The sequence below is a fragment of the Williamsia sp. 1135 genome, from assembly GCF_002095395.1.
Classification (GTDB): domain Bacteria; phylum Actinomycetota; class Actinomycetes; order Mycobacteriales; family Mycobacteriaceae; genus Williamsia.
Map to the genome: position 1 here is coordinate 112,826 of NZ_MJEI01000098.1, position 20,169 is coordinate 132,994.

The following is a 20,169-nucleotide window of genomic DNA, read 5'->3' on the forward strand; positions in this document are numbered from 1 at the left end:
CCAGCACCCCCGAAAATGTGCCCTTTTGGCGGAGGTCACCTGCGGGTTTGTTCGCCAAAAGGGCACATTTTCGGGTAGGTCAGGCTTCGATTTCGGTGCGGCCTTCGCTCCACAGGGTGTGGAACGTGCCTTCCTTGTCGATGCGCTGGTAGGTGTGCGCTCCGAAGAAGTCGCGCAGACCCTGGGTCAGCGCCGCCGGGAGCCGATCGGCGCGAAGCGCGTCGTAGTACGACAGCGACGACGCGAACGCCGGCACCGGGATTCCCATGGTCGTCGCGGTCGCCACGACCCGGCGCCAGCTGTCCACGGCGTTCTCGACCGCGTCGCGGAAGTACGGGGCCAACAGGAGGCTGGGCAGTTCCGGATTCTCGGCGTACGCGTCGCGGATGCGATTGAGGAACTTGGCGCGGATGATGCAGCCGCCGCGCCAGATGGTGGCGAGGTCGCCGGGGTGCAGATTCCAGTCGTATTCGGTGCTGCCGGCGGCGATCTGATCGAAGCCCTGGGCGTAGGCGACGACCTTCGAGGCGTACAGCGCCTTGTTGATGTCGTCGACGAATGCTTTCTTGTCGGTCGGCGAGTCGGCAAGGGTTCCCGATGCGAGACCCTTGGCCTGCTTGCGCTGATCGGTGGCGCTGGACAGTGCGCGGGCGAACACGGCCTCGGCGATACCGGTCGTCGGGATACCAAGGTCGAGGGCGGACTTGACCGTCCAGCGGCCGGTGCCCTTCTGGCCGGCGGCGTCGACGATGACGTCGACGAGCGGCTTGCCGGTCTCGGCGTCGATCTGGCTGAGGACCTCGGCGGTGATCTCGACGAGGTAGCTGTCCAGATCTCCGGAGTTCCATTCGCGGAACACATCTGCGATCTCGGCGACGGGGAGGTCGAGGGCTTTGCGCATGAGGTCATAGGCCTCACCGATCAGCTGCATGTCGGCGTACTCGATGCCGTTGTGAACCATCTTCACGAAATGACCGGCGCCATTGGGGCCGATGTGGGTGCAGCACGGTTCACCGTCGACGTGTGCGGAGATCGACTCCAGCAGCGGGCCGAGGGACTCGTAGGACTCTTTGGGGCCGCCAGGCATGATCGACGGGCCGTTCAGCGCACCCTCTTCGCCGCCGGAGATGCCGGCGCCGACAAAGTTCAGGCCGCGCTTGGACATTGCGGCTTCGCGGCGGATGGTGTCGGTGTAGAGCGAGTTACCACCGTCGATGATGATGTCGCCCTCTTCCATCAACGAGGCCAGTTCCTCGATGACGGCGTCGGTGGGATCGCCCGCCTTGACCATGATCAGAACCCGACGTGGCTTCTGGAGTGCTGCGACGAATTCTTCCATCGTCTCGGTACGTACGAAATCGCCCTCGGTGCCGTGCTTCTCGATGAGCGTGTCTGTCTTGGCGATGCTGCGGTTGTGCAGCGCCACCGTGTGGCCGTGTCGGGCAAAGTTGCGGGCGATATTCGAACCCATCACCGCGAGTCCGGTGACACCGATCTGGGCGCGGGCAGCAGTTTCAGTCATGGCTACACCCTATGACGAACCTCTCGCGGGCGCGGACGATGGTCTCACACCACCCTGGGAGGCCCGGGCCTTCTCCCCGCTGGGCGGGTGAAACGGCCCGGTCGACATCAGTTGTCGATGAGGCGGTGGAGCTCGGTGAGCCAAGGCACGGCAACCGCAATGGTGGGGACGACCAGGATGGCGGCAGCGGCCGTGTACGCGACAAGGCTGATCGCTCTGGTGGAGCGGGTGTCCGAGAGGCGCTTGACTCGTGCGAGGGTGCTGGGGCCACCGATGGCCATTGCGCCGCGCGGCGCCACCGAGTCGGCGCAGGCGACCAGGGCGCGACCGAGCTGAGTGTGCCCCGAGCTGCGCACGGCTGTGTCGTCCGCCAGCAGTTCGACGAGCAACTGCACAGCACCGAGTGCAGACCGGCTTCGGACGAAACGTGGGAAGGCCTCGTGCACTGCGATGAAGGCCTCGAGCACCAGGTCGTGGCGGGCGCGGAGATGAGCGCGTTCATGACTGATGACGGCTTCGAGTTCGTCGCGACTGAGGCGGGCGACCGTGCCCTCGCTCAGCACGACCCGTTGACGCAGTCCGGGCAGGCAGTAGGCCATCGGCTGGTCGACCTCGAGCATGCGGACGTCGCGTGCATTGAGCAGATCACTCGACGACGACCGATCCATGCGGTCGAGCAGATCGATGAGTTGGCGGTGCGCCGAACGCCGGGCGCGGGTACGCATACCGACGCGGATGACGGTGTAGAAGAGTCGAGCGCCGATGACCAGGGTCAGCAGGAACACCGCGACGTAAATGGTCCAGAGTCCGATACCCAGGCTCGCGACCTCTTTGAGTGGATCGGTGGTGGGACGACCCTGTGCGTCGGGTACCAGCAGGTTCGCGGCGATCGCGAGTCCGCAACTGAATGCGGACAGTACGGCGGCGATCGCAATCGACTGCCACAAAGCCATGGCCGCACGAGGCGCCCGCAGCGGCCACTCGGCTCTGGCGAGCCAGCCCGGAGCCGGTCCCACGAGGACCAGGGCGACGATCCCGAACACGAACGCGGTCAAGACAAATCCTACGGGTCGGTGATGCGATGCGGCTCGCGATGTGTTCCACGAGCCGATTCCAGTTCGTCCAATGCGCGCCGAAGGGCGTCTGCTTCGTCGGCGCCGACGCGTCCCACGAACGATACGAGCGCCGCCTGGCGCGACCCCGCCTCGTCGGCCTCGCTGAGTGCGTCGACCATCAGACTTGCCACGAGGTGCTCCCGCGGATGTGTCGCGGAGTACCGGTGGGCACGATCGTCCCGCAACTGAGTGACCAGATTCTTCTTGGCCAGGCGCTGCAGCACGGTCATCACGGTTGTATAGGCGAGTTCGCGGTCAGCCGATAGCGCAACGTGGACCTGCCGCACTGTTTGCGGTTCATCGGACGACCACAGACTGTCCATCACCGCGCGCTCGAGCTCACCCAACCCGTTCATTCTTCTCACTTTACGTTTCTTCTCATCAAACACCTCGACGCGCATCGCCATGACTTTTCTTCCGAAGTAGTTGACAGGTTGGTAAGGCTAGCCTACATTCATCAGTACGCGGACCGAGTGAGTGTCCTGAGGGCTGCAGAGACCCCCGGTCCACGCCACAGCAGGCCCCACCAATCCGGTGGGGCCTGCTGAGTCTTCTGGGTCGGTCTCGGGCGAGCCCGTTCCGCGCCGCACAGCGACCTTTGACAAACTGTGAGTTCGTCGGCGACCCGCTGGGTTCGCCAGCTTCACGGAGGAGTTTCGCCCGGTGACCGAGAAGATCGATGTCAGTAACAGCGATGCGAGTGACTGGACCGCGCGGGGATTCGACGCCGAGATCGGTCTCCAGTACAAAGACGTGACCCCCGACGCAGTGCGGGCCGAGTTCACGGTGACCGACAAGCTCCTGCAGCCGTTCGGGATCGTGCACGGAGGCGTCTATTGCGCGGTGATCGAGTCGGTGGCCAGCATCTCGGGTCAGGTCTGGCTGGTGAACAACGTCACGCCTGATGGCCATGTCGTGGGAGTGAACAACAGCACAGACTTCCTGCGGGCAGTGAAGACCGGGAACATGACGGCGCAATCCAAGCCCATCCACCGCGGTCGCCGCCAGCAGTTGTGGGAGGTCGACGTCGCCGATGAGAACGGCAAACTGATCGCCCAAGGCCGGGTCCGTCTGCAGAACATCACCGAGAGCTGACGCGGTCGTGTCTGCCGGTGACCCTGCCGTCGGTATCAGCCCACCCGCGCGAGCCCGGATCGACGCGGTGCTCGGGGCCATCGACATCGAGCTGGATCGCGACTTCCCCGGGGATCGTCCGGAGAAGCAGCCGGCGCACACCGCGTATGTCAGCGCCGCGGACGTCGACATCGACACCCCGGCGCGCTGGGGTCAGCACGCTCTGGAGATCGCCGAAGCCGCGGCGGCGACGCTGGCCGACCTCGATCCCCTCGGGGTGCTGCCACTGGTGAGGGAGCAGCTGTCGCACCACCCGATCGAAGATCTGAGAATTGATCTCGAAGACGGGTACGGATGGCGCGCCGGCGAGGTCGAAGACCGTCATGCCCGCGCGGCCGGCCAAGTGCTCGCGGGCTGGGCGACGGGCCACGCGGGAGCTCCCAGGGTGTTCGGGGTGCGATGCAAGGGGCTCGGCGCCGCCGAACGCGAGCGAGGACTGCGGACGCTCGAATTGGTACTCGACGGCGCGGGTGGCATACCGCAGGGCTTCGTCTTCACCGTCCCGAAGTTGCGAGCCGCCGGGCAGGTCGATGCCGTGATCATGATCTGCGAGGAACTCGAGCGCGCTCACGGACTCCCCGCCGGCGCGCTGCGATTCGAATTGCAGATCGAGAGTCCGCAGGCGGTTCTCGGGGCCGACGGGCGTGCGACGGTGGCCGAAGCGATTCACCGCGGCGGCGCCCGGGTGACCGGACTGCATTACGGCACTTACGATTACAGCGCTGCCTGCGGCATCGTTTCGGCGCAGCAGTCCCTGGAGCACCCGGTCGCCGACCACGCCAAGGCGGTGATGTTGGTCGCCGCCGCGCAGACCGGCGTCTGGGTGAGTGACGGCTCCACCCAGATCGCACCGGTTGGTAGCCCTGCGGTTGTCGACGCCGCGCTGCGACGCCATCACCGGCTGGTGACCCGCAGCCTGGAGCGCGGGATCTACCAGGGCTGGGACATGCATCCGGGGCACCTGGTGACCCGCTGGCTGGCCGTCTACTCGTTTTTCCGCGCGGCGATGCCTCCGGCGGCAAGCCGGCTCCAGGGGTACTTCGACCGTCAGAGTTCGGAGTTCGTCGACGAACCCGCAACCGCCCAGTCGCTGGCCCTGGTGATCCTGCGCGGTCTCGCGGCGGGGGCCTTCACCGAGGGCGACGTACTCGAGGTCGGTGGGCGATGCTCCGAGCAGGCCCTGACGGAGCTGCGGGCGCGCGGCGGTGTACTGGGCTGAGCCGGGGTTCGGTGTCGTTACGCCGCGCCGTGGCGCGGCTCGCGTGGCAGTATTGGAACAGTCGTCCTCCGAGCGGTTGACGGTGAACGTGCACCAGTCGGGCCGGAGCGGTCGACGGTGGGAATGAATCAGTCGGGCCTGAGGCGGTCGACAGTGGAGAACCGAGGAGGGCACCGTGCGTCTGTCGCCGCATGAGCAAGAGCGACTGATGATCTCGTACGCAGCCGAATTGGCCAGACGTCGACAAGGGCGAGGGCTGATCCTCAACCACCCTGAGTCCGTTGCGATCATCACCGATCACATCCTCGAAGGTGCCCGCGACGGACGGTCGGTTGCCGAGCTCATGTCCTCGGGTCGCGAGGTGCTCACCCGCGCCGACGTGATGGACGGGGTGCCCGAGATGCTGCACGACGTCCAGGTCGAGGCAACGTTCCCCGACGGCACCAAACTCGTGACCGTGCACAACCCGATCTCGTGATAGGAGTGCAGACCTCATGTCCGACGCTGGTCTGATACCTGGTGAAATCCTCTGCGCGGCAGGGGAGATAGTGCTGAACGAAGGCGCAGAGGTCACCGAGGTCCCGGTCGTCAACACCGGTGACCGGCCGGTTCAGGTCGGCAGCCACGTGCACTTCGTGCAATCCAACGAGGCGCTCGACTTCGACCGCGGGCTCGCGTACGGCAAACGACTGAACATCCCGGCCGGCACCGCGGTCCGATTCGAGCCGGGTATCCCGGCGACGGTCGCGCTGGTGCCGATCGGTGGCACGCGCGAAGTGTACGGAATCTCGCTGACGCCCCCGGGAAAGTTGGACTGACATGGCATCACTGAGTCGTGAGCGCTACGCCGAACTCTTCGGTCCCACAGTCGGCGACCGAATCCGGCTGGCCGACACCAATCTCCTGATCGAGGTCACCGAAGACCGATCCGGCGGTCCGGGTAAGGCGGGCGAAGAAGCGGTCTTCGGTGGAGGAAAGGTCATCCGCGAGTCGATGGGGCAGGGGCGGGCCACCAGGGCCGAAGGATCCCCCGACACCGTGATCACCGGGGTCGTGATTCTCGACTACTGGGGAATCATAAAGGCGGACTTGGGGATCCGAGATGGTCGTATCGTCGCGCTCGGTAAGGCCGGTAATCCCGACACCATGGACGGGGTCCATCCGGATCTGGTCATCGGGCCGTCCACCGAGATCATCGCCGGCAACGGCAAGATCGTGACGGCCGGCGGTATCGACTGTCACGTCCACTTCATCTGCCCCCAGATCATGGACGAGGCGCTCGGCAACGGGATCACCACCCTGATCGGTGGGGGCACCGGCCCTGCCGAGGGCAGCAAAGCGACCACGGTGACCCCGGGCGCGTGGCACCTGGCGTCGATGTTGCAGGCCACCGACCACTGGCCGATGAACATCGCGTTGCTGGGCAAGGGCAACACGGTCAATCCCGCCTCGATGCACGAACAGTTGCTCGCCGGTGCCTCGGGTTTCAAGCTCCACGAGGACTGGGGGAGTACGCCTGCTGCCATCGACGCCTGCCTGCGGGTGGCCGACGAGACGGGCGTTCAGGTCGCCCTGCACTCGGACACCCTCAACGAAGCCGGATTCGTCGAGCAGACCCTGGGAGCCATTGCCGGACGCGGCATCCACGCGTACCACACCGAGGGGGCGGGTGGTGGTCACGCACCGGACATCATCACGGTGGCCGGGTACGCGAACGTCCTGCCCAGCTCGACGAACCCGACCCGCCCGCACACCGTGAACACCCTGGACGAGCATCTGGACATGTTGATGGTCTGTCACCACCTCAATCCCAGCGTGCCCGAAGACCTGGCCTTCGCGGAGAGCCGCATCAGACCGTCGACCATCGCCGCCGAGGACCTTCTGCACGACATCGGGGCGATCTCCATGATCGGTTCAGATGCGCAGGCGATGGGTCGTATCGGTGAGGTGGTCCTGCGGACGTGGCAGACGGCGCACGTGATGAAGGCTCGCCGCGGTGCGTTGGCCGGTGATGGGGCCGCCGACAATCAGCGAGCGCAGCGCTACGTCGCGAAATACACGATTTGCCCGGCTGTCGCGCACGGGCTCGATGACGAGATCGGCTCGATCGAAGTCGGCAAACTGGCCGACCTCGTGCTGTGGGAGCCCGCGTTCTTCGGGATCCGTTCGCACGCCGTGATCAAAGGCGGTGCGATCGCGTGGGCCGCGATGGGCGACGCCAACGCTTCCATCCCGACACCGCAACCGTCGTTGCCACGCCCCATGTTCGGTGCCTCGCCCCGGCTGGCGGCCGCGACCTCATTGAGTTTCGTTGCGCAACAAGCCCTCGACGACGGGTTGTCCGATCGGCTGGGGCTGGACCGCCGGTTGCGTGCAGTGAAGAACGTGCGTCGGGTGGGCAAGTCGGACATGCCGAACAACGACGCACAACCCGAGATCACCGTCGACCCGGACAGTTTCACGGTCACCATCGACGGAGAGGTGTGGGATCAGCAGCCTGCAACCTCGCTGCCCATGGCCCAGCGCTATTTCATGTTCTGATGTCGACGGAGCCCACACCCACTGCAGGCCAGACCTTTCCCGGTGACCCGACGACCACCGGTGGACGACAGCTCGCAATGCTGCTGACCCTTGCAGACTCTCGGCTCCCGGTGGGGGGACACGTCCATTCCGGTGGGCTGGAGGAAGCCATCAGCGGAGGCGCGGTTCGTGACCTCAACACGCTGCGTGAGTTCTTGATCCGGAGGGTCAGGACCAGCGGGCTGGTCGCGGCGTCCATCGCCGCTGCGGTGGTCGACGGACGACTCGACGTGGCGACCGCAGAGGTCGAGGCCGACGCCCGCACGCCATCTGCTGCCGCTCGCACAGCATCGAGAGCGCAGGGGCGGGGCATGCTGCGCCTCGGGAAAAAGATCTTCCCGCAGGAGGATTGGAGTATGCACCCGCCTCGACCCCATCTGCCTGTGGTTGCAGGCGCGGTGGCGCGGATTGCGGGCCTGGACCCGTTCCAGAGCGCTCTGGTGCTGATCTATACGACGATGACGGGTTCGGCAACTGCCGGTCAACGGCTCCTGGCGCTGGATCCCGGGGATGTGGCGCTGTTGGGAGTGCAGATGACGCCGCTGTGCGAGAGTACCGCCGCCGCAGCAAGTGTCGAGCTGGCCGACCTGTCCGACCCGCTGCTCGACGTACTCGCGCAACGCCACGAGCTACGTCCCATGCCGTTGTTCGCCTCCTGAGGTGACCGGTACACACGTGAAGTATCCACAGCACGGCATCGATAAAAAACAAGAGGAGCAGTCCCCATGCCACCACATCTGATCGACGGTCAGCCGCACGTCCACGACCATTCGCGTCCCAAACGGAACCGCACACCGGGCGAGGCGCTGCGCATCGGGATCGGCGGGCCGGTCGGATCCGGGAAGACCGCACTGGTCGCCGCCCTGTGCCGGCAGTTGCGTGAAGAACTGTCGCTCGCAGTGCTGACCAACGACATCTACACCACCGAGGATGCGGACTTCCTGCGCCGCAACGCGGTGCTGCCCGATGAACGCATCACAGCGGTTCAGACCGGTGGCTGCCCGCACACCGCGATTCGCGACGACATCACGGCCAACCTGGACGCGATCGACGACCTGGTGGAAGCGAATCCGCCGCTGGACCTGATCCTGGTCGAATCGGGCGGAGACAATCTCACCGCGACCTTCTCGACCGGCTTGATCGACGCGCAGATCTTCGTGGTCGATGTCGCGGGCGGCGACAAGGTGCCCCGCAAGGGCGGGCCCGGTGTCACGTTCTCCGACCTGCTCGTCGTGAACAAGACGGATCTCGCGCCGATGGTCGGAGCGAACCTGCAGGTCATGCGGGACGATGCGGCGAAGGTGCGTGAGGGGCGTCCGACGGTTCTGATCTCGTTGACCGAGGACCCCGCCGCAACCGATGTGCTGGGCTGGGTGCGAGAACAGTTGGCCGCGATTTCTGAGGAAGCTGCGAGCAAGGCCTGAACTTCGGCACATACACCAAGATGCACACCGAACTCCATCTACAAGCAGTCAAGGGGCGGTCCCCGCGAATCCGGGCGTCGGGCGGTATCGCCGTCCGGCAGACCGGGGTCGACACCCTGCACATGATCTCGAGCGCCGCGACCCCCCTCGGCGGAGATCTCATCGAGATCCACGTCGAGGTCGGTCCCGGCGCCTACCTCAACCTGCACAGCGTCGCAGCAGCGATGGCCCTGCCGGGGCCGCACGAACCTCGGTCGGAGTTGCGCTGGCACATCACCGTGGCCGACGGAGCGAGGCTGGTGATCGACCCGCAACCGACGATCGTCGCGGCGCACGCCGTCCACCACTCCGAGACCGCGATCGACGTCGCGGAGTCGGGGTCGATCCGGGTGGCCGAACGCGTCCAGATCGGCCGTAGCAGAGAAGACCTCGGGCGATGGAGCGGTCGGGTCCGCGTCGACGTCGGCGGCACCCCCGCAGTGCGCCACCAACTCGGCATCGGCAGGCAGGACCACGACCAGCTCGGTGCACCCTCAATCCTGCTCAGCGAGTTCAGATATCCGGACGATCGGCCGGATGCGGTTCATCCGAGCGCGGTCGGTGCGCGGCTGGGCCTCGCGGCCGGCGGGTCCCTGACCACGGTGCTCGCCGGAACGCTGAACGACGCCGAGCAGTGGGCCGGGGACCTCGTCGGCTGAGTCAGCTCGCAGCCGGTTTGGACTGCGCCTCGGTCTCGGAACCAGATGCGGCGTCAGCCTCCGCCATGCGGACCTTCGGCGTCGGATCGGAGAGCACCGGCTTACCACTCGGTGTCTCGGCCACGTCGCTCGGCAGCAGTTCACCCGCCTCTTTGCGCCGATCCAGATCGATCTGTGCGAGGTGGTCCAGAGCGTTACGCGCGAGCACCTGCTGCTCGGTGATCGTGAGCTGGGAGCGACCCTTGGTCAGGAACGCGAACGACCAGTCGACGATGGTGTTGAGTCGACTGCGGAATCCGACGATGTAGACCAGATGCAGCAGCAGCCATCCGAGCCACGCGAAGAAGCCCTCTGTCTCGAGGTTCTTCTTGAATCCGGGCACCGGTACCGACATCACCGCGCTGAACTTCGAGATGGTCGCCATCGAGCCCTTGTCCCAGTACTTGAACGGCTCGCGATCCTCCGGCTTGGCGCCTTTGAGTTCTGCTTTGATGGCGTCTGCGGCATACCGGCCACCCTGGATCGCGCCCTGGGCCATACCGGGAACGTCTTCGACCGACATCATGTCGCCGACGACGAAGACATTGGGGTTGCCGGGTATCGACAGGTCGGGGAGTACCTTGACCCGGCCCGCTCGGTCCAGTTCGACGCCGCTCTGTTCGGCGAGTTGCTTGCCCAGCGGGCTCGCGGCGACACCGGCCGACCACACCTTGCACTGAGACTCGATCCGGCGGGTACTGCCGTCCTTCTCCTTGACCAGCAGTCCGTCGTAGTCGAGGTCGACGACCATCGCGTTGAGCTGGATCTCGACGCCCATGCTCTCGAGCCGTTTGGCCGCCTTCGCTCCGAGATTCGGGCCCATCGGGGGCAACACCGCGGGTGCGGCGTCGAGCAGGATGACCTTCGCTTCCGTGGAGTCGATGTTACGGAACGTGCCCTTGAGGGTCTTGTCGCTCATCTCGGCGATCTGCCCGGCAAGTTCGACACCGGTGGGGCCGGCGCCGACGACCACGAACGTCAAGAGGCGGGCGCGTTCCTCGTGGTCATCGGAGAGCTCGGCCTGCTCGAATGCGCCGAGGATTCGTCCGCGGAGCTCGAGGGCGTCGTCGATGGTCTTCATACCGGGGGCGAACTGGGCGAAGTGGTCGTTGCCGAAATACGACTGGTCTGCGCCTGCCGCGATGATGAGGCTGTCGAACGGCGTCTCGGTGATCCGCTCGAGCAGCCTGGAGGTGACCACTTTGTTCTCGAGGTCGATGGACTCGACATTGCCCATCAACACCTGGGCGTTCGCTTGCTTTCGCAGGATCACCCGGGTGGCCGGGGCGATCTCACCTTCGGAGATGATGCCGGTCGCGACCTGGTAGAGCATCGGCTGGAACAGGTGGTGGGTGGTTCGCGCGATCAGAGTGACGTCGACATCGGCCTTTCTCAGGCGCTGGGTGGAGAACAGACCTCCGAAGCCGGATCCGATCACCACCACCCGGTGCCGGGTCGAACCTACGGTCTCGTCACTCATGACCATCTCCTGTCAGTTTGCGGATTTTGCGGCCGGGATCTCCAGGGCGTGTGGGATCCGCACCCTGCTAACGGTAGTCAATGAGTGGCGTTTGGTCGCGGCAAGGTGGGCTTTGCCGCGCGGAGTGTGGCCTGCGGAGTTCAGGCAATCATGTCGGCACTGGTGCGTGCCGCCCAAGCCCATGGGAAATGGTTTGCGTCCCAATAGCTTTTGAGTATTTCATACTCGACTTCGCCGCGTTGCGCGCCGGCGATGGAGGTGTCTGCGCAGTCGTGAAGGCGGGCGAGTCGCAGACCCGATTTCTCCATCACCCGGCGCGATGCGGTGTTGACCGCCATGGTCCCGGCAAAGATTCGACTGATGTTCAATTCGGTGAACGAGAGCTGTACCAGCGCGCGGGAGCCCTCCGTGGCCAGACCGCGACCCCACATCGCGCGTCGCAGCCGGTAGCTCAGTTCGAACTCCGACTGCGAGGAATGCCGGGGTGCCCGCAGACCGAACCAGCCGACGAAGCTGGCGGCAGCAGGATTGGGATGGCCGACGGACCGCGCGGCCACCAGATCGAGCCGGTCGAGTGCAACCCAGACGCCGGCGCCGCCGCGGTACCGGGCCTCGGCGACGGCGCGCGGGATGACCCATTCCTCGATGACCTCCCTCGGGGTGGCGATGCCACCCGTGACGTACCGCATCACCGCGGGGTCACTGTCGAGGGCGACCAGATGGTCGGTATCGGACGCGGCAACCGGGCGGAGCACCAGGCGGTCGGTCTCGATGATCAACGAACTCCTCAATTCCCCGGCCCGCCTCTCCAGCCGAACTGGCGGACTGCTGTGCGCATACTACGGTCTACCGGCCGATGGTGGCGGACATTCACACCAGAGTGTCGCCTGTTCACCCATGAGGTCCGCTTTTCGAAAGGCGAACTGTGGCAGTGTGAACCGGACGAGCCGCGGTTGGGCGCCGTGACCGCCCTACACTGGCGGACATGCAATCGGCGAGTTCACGCCATACGACCACCGTGGCGGTCGTGGGATCCGGCGTCGCCGGACTGAGTGCCGCGTATCTGCTGCGCTCCGGTCATGACGTCACACTGTACGAAGGTGACGGCAGGCTGGGTGGACACGCGCACACCCACTCGGTCGCCACAGATGCCGGTCCGATCGGTGTGGATTCCGGGTTCATCGTGCACAACGACCGCACGTATCCGCTGCTCCGCCGCCTGTTCGCCGAACTCGACGTCCCGGTCCGGCCGACCGAGATGAGCATGAGCATCTACGACCAGGCCACCGGTGTGCAGTACGCCGGGGGCCGTGGGTTGCGCGGGATCTTCGCGCAACCACGCCGGGTCGTGGACCGTGAGTTCGTGTCGATGCTGCTGGAGGTTAAACGGTTCCATCGGGCCGCGGCCGAGGTACTGGCCGGCCAGGACGACGCAGATCTGAGCACCTACGGGCACTTTCTGGCCGACCGAGGTTTCTCGGACTACTTCATCCGGATGTTCGCCCTGCCGCTGGTGTCGTGTGTCTGGTCGACCGGGTCGAAAAAATCGCTGGACTATCCGGCCCGCTACCTTTTCGCGTTCCTCGACAACCACGGCATGCTCTCCGTGAAGGGGTCGCCGCAGTGGTACACCGTCCAGGGTGGATCGCGTACCTACGTGGATCGGGTGGCCGCCGCACTGAACGACGTACGTACGGATTCCCGGGTCACCAACATCGTGCGCGAGCGCAACGGCGTCACGATCACTGCCGACGGTCACCCCGACCGTCGTTTCGACAAGGTGGTCATCGCGACGCACGCGAAGGATGCGCTCACACTGCTGGCCGATCCGAGCGAACCGGAGAAGGAACTGCTCGGCGCCTTTGACTACGCCGTGAATCGGACCATCCTGCACACCGACTCCTCCCTGATGCCCACCGCAGTTCGGGCCGGTGCGAGCTGGAACTATCTGACCCCGGACCCCACCGAGGACGATTCGCCGCCTGTGGTGACCTACTGGATGAACCGATTGCAAGGGCTCACGGGCACCCGGCAGTATTACGTCACGCTCAACGCTCCCGACCGGATCGACCCGTCCGAGGTGATCGCCTCCATGGACTACGAGCACCCGGTCTTCACGCCGAAAGCAGTTGCAGCGCAACGCGGTCTGAAAGGTCTGAACACCGCCACAACAGCGTTCGCCGGGGCTTATCACGGCTGGGGTTTCCATGAGGACGGCTGCCGGTCCGGGGTGGCGGCAGCGGCGCACTTCGGGGCGCCGTGGTGATGAGCCCCCAGAGCACCTCGCCGCCGACGCCCGCGTTGGTGCAGGGGCGGGTGCGCCATCTGCGCAGAACCCCACTCGAGTACGGCTTCGATCACCGCGTCTATCAGTGGCTGGTCGATCTCGACGAGCCACCGCGGGTGCCTGCCGCGCTCCGGCCGTTCGCACGCTTGTACGCCGCAGATCACCTCGGCGAGGCGGGGCCAGACGCCGAACGGACCGATCCGCTGGCCCAGCAGCTCCGAATCAAGGCCAATGTGGAGAGCTTCTTGGCGCAGCGTGATGTAGAGCTGGGCGCCGGCGGCCGGATTTTGATGCTGTCCAACGCGCGGGTCCTCGGTTATGTGTTCGACCCACTGACCGTCTTCTGGTGCTATGCCGGAACCGAACTCCGCTGCGTCGTCGCCGAGGTGCACAACACCTACGGCGAGCGCACCGCGTACCTGCTCGAACCGGAGCCGGATCGGGCTGCGTTGCACAGCCGTGTGCCCAAACATTTCTACGTCTCGCCCTTCAACGACGTCTCCGGCGACTACGACATCGACGTCCGTCTCGACACCGACCGAGTGTTCGTATCGATAAGCCTGCTCCGAGAAGGTGCGAAGATGTTCACCGCGAGCTTCGACGGTCGTGCCCGTGCGTATACCCCTCGATTGCTCGGCCATTTGCTGATCACCAATCCGCTGATGCCGCAACGTGTTACGGCCCTCATTGCCTTCCACGGCGTGTGGTTGTGGCTTCGGCGTCTGCCCGTTCGCGCGCGTCCCGCGCACATCCCGCCCGAAGGAGTCTGATGTCCGAATCGGCCGACACCCAGCAGCTGCCCGAACTGGCCGAGCCCTTTTGTCTGCGTCGGCCGATCCTGGGCGGGGTGTGCTTTCTCGCGAGCTTCGCGAAGATGTTCGTCGACCAGGCGGTCAAGCGGACACCGGTGCAGGTGGTGTACCCGGACGGGACCATACGCGGCGGTGGCGATTCCACCACTCCGCGATTGGAGATCGTGCGTCCCAAAGCCCTGCATGAGCGGATGGGCCACAATCCCAAGATCGGTCTGGGGGAGGCATACATGGCCGGTGACTGGCGGGTCGCAGACGGTCACGACCTCGGCCGGGCGCTGACCCCGTTCGCCGAACGGCTGACATCGCTGGTCCCGGAACCCTGGTGGAAGCTGCGGGTGTTCGTCGACACCAAGATCCCACACCGGCACAAGAACACCCCTGAGGGTTCGCGGAGGAACATCGGCGCCCACTACGACCTCAGCAACGATCTCTTCGCCACGTTTCTCGATCCGACGATGACCTACAGTTCAGCGCTGTTCGACCCGAGCATGCCGGCGGACGAGCAGGATCTCGAACTGGCCCAATACCGGAAACTGGACTCGATCCTCGATCAGGCGGAAGTGAGAGCCGGATCGCGGGTGCTCGAGATCGGGACCGGATGGGGCGCACTGGCGATTCGTGCCGCTCAGCGCGGCGCGCAGGTGACCACGGTGACGCTGTCGAGTGAACAGCTCGAGATGGCCAAGTCCCGGGTGGCCGCTCTCGGTCTGAGCGACAAGATCGAGATCCGGCTGCAGGACTACCGGGCGGTGACGGGACAGTTCGACTCGATCGTGTCCGTGGAGATGATCGAGGCGGTCGGCGAAGAATACTGGCCGACCTACTTCGCCAAGATCGACTCGCTACTCGCGCCCGGGGGCCTCGTTGCCATCCAGGCCATCCTGATGCCGCACCAGCGGATGGTCGCCACCCGCAAGTCGTTCGGCTGGATCCAGAAGTACATCTTCCCGGGTGGTCTCATCCCGTCTTTCGAAGCGATCGAGAAGACATTGGCCGAGCACACCTCGTTGCGCGTATCAGGGCGGCTCGATTTCGGTCAGGACTACGCAGAGACGTTGCGGCGGTGGCGGACCGCTTTCACCGAGCACGAGCAGCGGGTGCGACAGCTGGGATTCGACGAGACCTTCGTTCGGATGTGGGAGTACTACCTGGCGTATTGCGAGGCGGGCTTTGCCTCGGACTACCTGCAGGTCAGTCAGATCCAGATGACTTCGAACAGCCCGGACTCGGGCAGGAAAGACGAGGTGAGCCGACATGTCGACAACTCTTGACGGCAAACGGGTATGGGTGATCGGTGCGTCCAGCGGTATCGGTGCGGCGACTGCCCACGAACTGGTCAAACGCGGTGCACGCGTTGCCATCTCTGCGCGGCGGGAGCAGGAGCTGCACGAGGTCGCAGGTTCTGAGATGGTCGTCGCGGTCGCCGATGTCAGCGACCGTGAGTCGGTGGACGCCGCAGCGGCGACGGTCCGAGCCGCGCTGGGCGGGATCGACGTGGTGCTCATCAACGCTGGATTCTGGCAGCAGATGGACGTCACCGACTGGGATCGCGACCTGTTCGCCCGCCACGTGGAGGTCAACCTGCTCGGGATGAACAACTGCGTCGGCGCGGTGTTGCCCGAGATGGTCTCCGCGCGCAGCGGCACGATCGTCGGCGTGGCATCTGTCGCCGGATACCGCGGACTCACCGGTGCGGAAGCCTACGGCGCCACGAAGGCGGCGCAGATCAACATGCTCGAGGGGATGCGGGTTGCTCTCGACCGCAAGGGCGTTCAGGTGGTCACGGTGTGCCCGGGTTTCGTGAAGACCGGGTTGACCGAGTCCAATTCGTTCCCGATGCCTTTCCTGATCGAGGCGGATGAGGCGGCGGAATCCATCTGCAACGGCCTCGAACGCGGGCAGATGGAGATCGTGTTCCCGCTGCCCATGGCCGCCCTGATGAAGGTCGCGCGAGTCCTTCCCGTCCGGCTGTGGGCGAAGGCATTCGGTCGCGCTGCGAAATGAGTCAGACCCGGCAACGCCCCCGGAATCGGTGCCGTTAGGCTCGGAGCGATGAACGAGCGCCTGTCCGAACCCGCCGAGATCGCATTGCACCTGCGCTGGGGCGATATGGACATCAACAACCACGTGAACAATGTCCAGTACGCGAGACTCTTCGAGGAAGCCCGCGTTCGGACGATGAAGTCGTGGTTCGGGAAAGGCCCTGGTGGAACCGGGTCTTTCCACATCGCGCGACAGGAAATCGAGTTCGTGGCGCCGCTGCTCTATTCGACCGATCCGGCGGTCGCGAAGGTCTGGATCAGTCGTGTCGGCACCTCGTCGTTCGACTTCGGTGCCGAGCTCCGCGACAGCCTGGGCGATCTGAAGGCATTGTGCGAAACCACCGGTGTGACAGTCGATCCTGGCACCGGTTCATCGCGTCCGATCGAGGGCGAGGTGCGCGAGTTCTTGCGAACGAAACTCGGCGACCCGGTCCCTTTTCGGCGCCGGGCCTGAGACCACGTCGGCCGGCGACGTCAGGGCGGCGTGATATACCGGCGTGAGGACCGGAAGGGGACTGCCAGCGTGCTGAAACTGCATCGCGCCGAACGCACCAGCACCTTGGTGACAGCGCTCGCCGAGATCTTGGCGGCCCCGATGCCGGACCCCTTTGCCGCCGAGATCGTCGCAGTGCCCGCCCGCGGTGTGGAGCGCTGGTTGACCCAGCAATTGTCCGCGGTGCTCGGCACCACCGCACAGATGTCGGGAGACGGCATCGCCGCCAACATCGAGTTCCCGTCACCGGCTGCCCTCGTCGACGAGGTGATCGGATGCGTCGGTGGCGGGCGATCGGCGTCGGTCCGCTCCGACGACGACCCCTGGTCGGCCGGCCGGATGCTCTGGACCCTGCTGTCGGTGATCGACGAAGCCGCGGACGATCCGGTGTGCGCCATCCTCGCGCGGCACCTCGGACGCTCGGGACCCGACGGCCGACGCGCGGGTTTTCGGATCGGGCGACGCTATGGCACGGCAGAGCACCTGACACAGTTGTTCCGCGGATACGCAACCCACCGACCACAGATGATCGTCGACTGGGCTCGCGGCGCCGACACCGACGGCAGCGATCAGCCGCTCGGAGCGGAACTGCTCTGGCAGCCTCATCTGTGGCGCCTGCTCCGCGCCCGCATCGACAATGACAGTCCACCCGAGCGACTCGACGATGTGTGTGCGCTGGTACGGCAGCAACCGGACCTCGTCGATCTGCCGCCGCGGGTGGCGCTCTTCGGGGCGACCCGACTCAGCACGGAACAGCTGCAGGTCTTGGCCGCACTCGGCGCCCACCGCGAGGTGAATCTGTTTCTGCCACACGCGAGCCCCGCGCTGTGGGACAAGGTCCGGGCGACTCCGGCGGTGCGGCGCCGCAGGGAAATGGTCATCGGCGCCGTCGAACATCCGTTGCTCGCATCGCTGTCCCGGGAGGTTCGCGAGCTGCAGATGCGTCTGGCCCCCTTTGTTGACGAAGACGTCCACCACCCTGCAAGTCCGTCCGCGAAGACGCATCTGGCGCAGCTTCAAGACGCCCTGCGTGAGGATCGGGTACCCGCAGGGTCGGCGAGTCCCGACGGAAGTGTCGAGGTGCATTCCTGTCACGGCCCGGCCCGCCAGGTCGAGGTTCTGCGTGAACTCGTCCTGCACCTGTTCCAGGACGACACCTCGCTCGATCCCCGCGATGTCATCATCATGTGCCCCGACGTGGAGACCTACGCCCCGTTGATCAGGGCGGCGTTCGGTCAGACCACTCATCTGCACCCGGGCCATGAGCTACGGGTCCGGTTGGCCGATCGCGCTCTGCGCCAGACCAATCCGCTTCTCGAGGTGATGTCCGAGCTCTTGACACTCGCGGGTGGTCGAGTCAAGGCCAGTGAGGTCCTGGGGCTGGCCGAGAGCGCACCAGTGCGTGCCCGATTCGACTTCAGCGACGACGATCTCGAGCGGCTACGCGAATGGACCGCCGAATCGGGTGCCCGGTGGGGGATCAACGACAATCAGCGAAAGCCGTTCGGACTCGGTGGCTTTGCCCAGAACACCTTCAGCGCCGGTCTCGACCGGATCCTCCTCGGCGTCGTCGCCGACGAGACCGAACTGAGCTGGCTCGGCACGGCGCTTCCCCTCGACGACGTCGACAGTGCCGACGTAGACCTCGCGGGGCGGTTCGCCGAGTTCGTCAGTCGACTCGACGCCGCGTTGGCCACCCTCCGTGGACCGCGTCCGGCAGCGGAGTGGGCGCAGAACATCTCGGCCGCCATGGATTTGCTGACCGCAGTACGTCCGGCTGACAGCTGGCAACGGGGACAGGCCCATCAGGAGGTTGCCGCGGCCACCGAGCACGGGGCCGAGGTGGTGGTCCGGCTCGCAGACATCCGGGCGATGCTGGCTCGACGGTTGGCGGGCCGTCCGACCCGCGCGAACTTCCGTACCGGAGAACTGACGGTGTGCACGATGGTGCCGATGCGGGCGGTACCGCATCGGGTGGTGATCCTGCTCGGGCTCGATGACGAGAGCTATCCCCGCGCCGGAGGGGTCAACGGTGACGACATCCTGGCCGCCGACCCCTGGGTGGGAGAGCGCGACATCCGCAGCGAAGACCGGCAATTGCTGCTCGACGCGACCATGTCGGCGGTGGACCGGCTGATCGTGCTCTACACCGGCAACGATCCGGTGACCGGGCTGCGGCGGCCGCCTGCGGTGCCGGTGGGAGAACTGATGGATGCCGCAAACGGAATGCTTGCGACCGGGTCGGTGCTGACAATTCACCCCCTGCACGCGTTCGATCCTGCCAATTTCGTCCTGCCTGCGCCGTTCAGTTTCGATCGTTCGGCGCTCGCGGGCGCTCGGGCCACCCGTGGTGTCCAGGTGGCGGAGCCGGCCCTGCTCCCGGATCCACTGCCGCCTCGTGCCGGAGACGTCGAATTGGCGGAACTGATCGCGTTCGTCGAGCACCCCATGCGGGCCTTCTGTCGGCAGCGGCTCGGCCTCTATCTGCCTGGCGACGAGGAGGAGCTCGACGACGTGCTCAGCGCGGAGATCGGGGGTCTGGACAAGTGGTCGATCGGCGATCGGATGCTGGCAGCGCGTCTGGCCGGAGTGGACGCGGCGGCGCTGCGAGCCGGCGAACTGAGGCGCGGCACCCTGCCACCGTTCCGCCTGGGCGGCGAGGTCTTTCGCGGGATATCCGACGACGTCGAAGCGCTGGTCGCTGCGGCCGAACCGTTGTACGAGGGCAACCCGGAATCGATCGACGTGACCGTCGACCTGGCGGGCGGCAGACGCCTGACCGGCACGGTGATCGGGGTCCACGATGGGGTGTTGGTCCGCACGGTCTTCTCTCGGCTGGCGGCCAAGCATCGGGTCGCGGCGTGGGTGAATCTGCTGGCGCTCGCCGCCACGGAGCCGCGCGACTGGTCTGCCGTCGTCGTCGGACGTGCCCGCTTCGGGAACCGGCTGCAACGATCCCGATTGACCCCGCCTGCGGACCCCGGTGAGATCTTGCAGCAGCTCGTGGACCTACGTGATCGCGGCCTACGTGCGCCTCTGCCGTTGCCCACCGCTGCCGGTGCCGAATATGCCGCACGACGGTACCGAGGGGACGACGATGCGCTGGCGCTCGATGCGGCGGAGAAGAGCTTCGACAACCAATACGGCGGCGAGGCCCAGGACCTGTACGTCCGATACCTGTTCGGCGGCGACCTGACTGCCGTCACGGCTGCAGAACCCGACGCCGGTGAGACCGCGTGGGACCAGATGCCGACCCGGTTCGCCGCGGCGGCCGTCAGACTGTGGAACCCGATCCTCGACGCCGAGAAGGTGAACTGACCA

General features: G+C 65.8%; 19 protein-coding genes. 14 read left to right on the forward strand and 5 right to left on the reverse strand.

Translation table 11 applies throughout. From position 1 onward, the window contains the following. Positions 1 to 79: 79 nt before the first annotated feature. From gndA to BFL43_RS17550, 3 genes are all read right to left on the reverse strand, one after another. Positions 80 to 1,522 carry an NADP-dependent phosphogluconate dehydrogenase gene (gene gndA, locus BFL43_RS17540; RefSeq protein ID WP_084893776.1) on the reverse strand — a complete coding sequence of 481 codons (1,443 nt, stop codon included), beginning with the start codon at positions 1,520 to 1,522 and terminating at the stop codon, positions 80 to 82. A 107-nt stretch (positions 1,523 to 1,629) separates the two neighbouring features. Next, complete coding sequence (locus BFL43_RS17545) at positions 1,630 to 2,577, reverse strand: M56 family metallopeptidase (RefSeq protein ID WP_084893777.1); 948 nt, start codon at positions 2,575 to 2,577, stop codon at positions 1,630 to 1,632. Between the two features lie 8 nt (positions 2,578 to 2,585). Further along, entirely contained in the window at positions 2,586 to 3,002 is a 417-nt protein-coding gene (locus BFL43_RS17550) for a BlaI/MecI/CopY family transcriptional regulator (RefSeq protein WP_084893826.1), read from the reverse strand. A gap of 298 nt (positions 3,003 to 3,300) precedes the next feature. Between BFL43_RS17550 and BFL43_RS17555 the strand changes: the two genes are divergently transcribed. From BFL43_RS17555 to BFL43_RS17590, 8 genes are all read left to right on the forward strand, one after another. Next, positions 3,301 to 3,732 carry a PaaI family thioesterase gene (locus BFL43_RS17555; RefSeq protein ID WP_084893778.1) on the forward strand — a complete coding sequence of 144 codons (432 nt, stop codon included), beginning with the start codon at positions 3,301 to 3,303 and terminating at the stop codon, positions 3,730 to 3,732. A gap of 7 nt (positions 3,733 to 3,739) precedes the next feature. Further along, on the forward strand, positions 3,740 to 4,990 hold the full coding sequence (locus BFL43_RS17560; protein WP_084893779.1) for an aldolase/citrate lyase family protein: 1,251 nt from the start codon (positions 3,740 to 3,742) through the stop codon (positions 4,988 to 4,990). A 175-nt stretch (positions 4,991 to 5,165) separates the two neighbouring features. Further along, positions 5,166 to 5,468: an urease subunit gamma gene (locus BFL43_RS17565; protein ID WP_084838086.1), complete on the forward strand. Its 303-nt coding sequence runs from the start codon at positions 5,166 to 5,168 to the stop codon at positions 5,466 to 5,468. A gap of 31 nt (positions 5,469 to 5,499) precedes the next feature. Further along, on the forward strand, positions 5,500 to 5,808 hold the full coding sequence (locus tag BFL43_RS17570; protein WP_084838213.1) for an urease subunit beta: 309 nt from the start codon (positions 5,500 to 5,502) through the stop codon (positions 5,806 to 5,808). Between the two features lies 1 nt (position 5,809). Beyond that, entirely contained in the window at positions 5,810 to 7,531 is a 1,722-nt protein-coding gene (locus BFL43_RS17575; RefSeq protein WP_084893780.1) for an urease subunit alpha, read from the forward strand. Between the two features lie 77 nt (positions 7,532 to 7,608). Beyond that, complete coding sequence (locus BFL43_RS17580; protein WP_084893827.1) at positions 7,609 to 8,229, forward strand: urease accessory UreF family protein; 621 nt, start codon at positions 7,609 to 7,611, stop codon at positions 8,227 to 8,229. Between the two features lie 66 nt (positions 8,230 to 8,295). Then, entirely contained in the window at positions 8,296 to 8,994 is a 699-nt protein-coding gene (gene ureG / locus BFL43_RS17585; RefSeq protein WP_084893781.1) for an urease accessory protein UreG, read from the forward strand. A gap of 20 nt (positions 8,995 to 9,014) precedes the next feature. Beyond that, complete coding sequence (locus BFL43_RS17590; protein ID WP_084893782.1) at positions 9,015 to 9,692, forward strand: urease accessory protein UreD; 678 nt, start codon at positions 9,015 to 9,017, stop codon at positions 9,690 to 9,692. Between the two features lies 1 nt (position 9,693). On the opposite strand, the gene BFL43_RS17595 is transcribed toward BFL43_RS17590, so the two are convergent. Both BFL43_RS17595 and BFL43_RS17600 read right to left on the reverse strand, forming a co-directional pair. Continuing rightward, positions 9,694 to 11,211 carry an NAD(P)/FAD-dependent oxidoreductase gene (locus BFL43_RS17595; RefSeq protein ID WP_084893828.1) on the reverse strand — a complete coding sequence of 506 codons (1,518 nt, stop codon included), beginning with the start codon at positions 11,209 to 11,211 and terminating at the stop codon, positions 9,694 to 9,696. A gap of 140 nt (positions 11,212 to 11,351) precedes the next feature. After that, positions 11,352 to 11,990: a GNAT family N-acetyltransferase gene (locus BFL43_RS17600; RefSeq protein ID WP_084893783.1), complete on the reverse strand. Its 639-nt coding sequence runs from the start codon at positions 11,988 to 11,990 to the stop codon at positions 11,352 to 11,354. Between the two features lie 206 nt (positions 11,991 to 12,196). On the opposite strand from BFL43_RS17600, the gene BFL43_RS17605 reads away from it, so the two are divergent. From BFL43_RS17605 to recC, 6 genes are all read left to right on the forward strand, one after another. Further along, a complete protein-coding gene (locus BFL43_RS17605) occupies positions 12,197 to 13,477 on the forward strand; it encodes an FAD-dependent oxidoreductase (RefSeq protein WP_084893784.1) in 1,281 nt (426 codons plus the stop codon). Continuing rightward, the gene (locus tag BFL43_RS17610; RefSeq protein ID WP_084893785.1) at positions 13,477 to 14,268 is read left to right on the forward strand and encodes a DUF1365 domain-containing protein; all 792 of its coding nucleotides are present in this window, start codon (positions 13,477 to 13,479) and stop codon (positions 14,266 to 14,268) included. Before BFL43_RS17605 ends, BFL43_RS17610 begins: the two co-directional genes overlap by 1 nt. Then, the gene (locus tag BFL43_RS17615) at positions 14,268 to 15,584 is read left to right on the forward strand and encodes a cyclopropane-fatty-acyl-phospholipid synthase family protein (protein ID WP_084893786.1); all 1,317 of its coding nucleotides are present in this window, start codon (positions 14,268 to 14,270) and stop codon (positions 15,582 to 15,584) included. The genes BFL43_RS17610 and BFL43_RS17615 overlap by 1 nt, the downstream gene beginning before the upstream one ends. Further along, positions 15,568 to 16,317 (forward strand): SDR family NAD(P)-dependent oxidoreductase, encoded by a 750-nt coding sequence (locus BFL43_RS17620; RefSeq protein WP_084893787.1) that lies wholly within the window; start codon positions 15,568 to 15,570, stop codon positions 16,315 to 16,317. Before BFL43_RS17615 ends, BFL43_RS17620 begins: the two co-directional genes overlap by 17 nt. A 48-nt stretch (positions 16,318 to 16,365) precedes the next feature. Continuing rightward, entirely contained in the window at positions 16,366 to 16,809 is a 444-nt protein-coding gene (locus BFL43_RS17625; protein ID WP_084893788.1) for a thioesterase family protein, read from the forward strand. A gap of 69 nt (positions 16,810 to 16,878) precedes the next feature. After that, positions 16,879 to 20,166, forward strand: a complete 3,288-nt coding sequence (gene recC, locus BFL43_RS17630) for an exodeoxyribonuclease V subunit gamma (protein ID WP_084893789.1) — start codon at positions 16,879 to 16,881, stop codon at positions 20,164 to 20,166. Positions 20,167 to 20,169 lie beyond the last annotated feature (3 nt).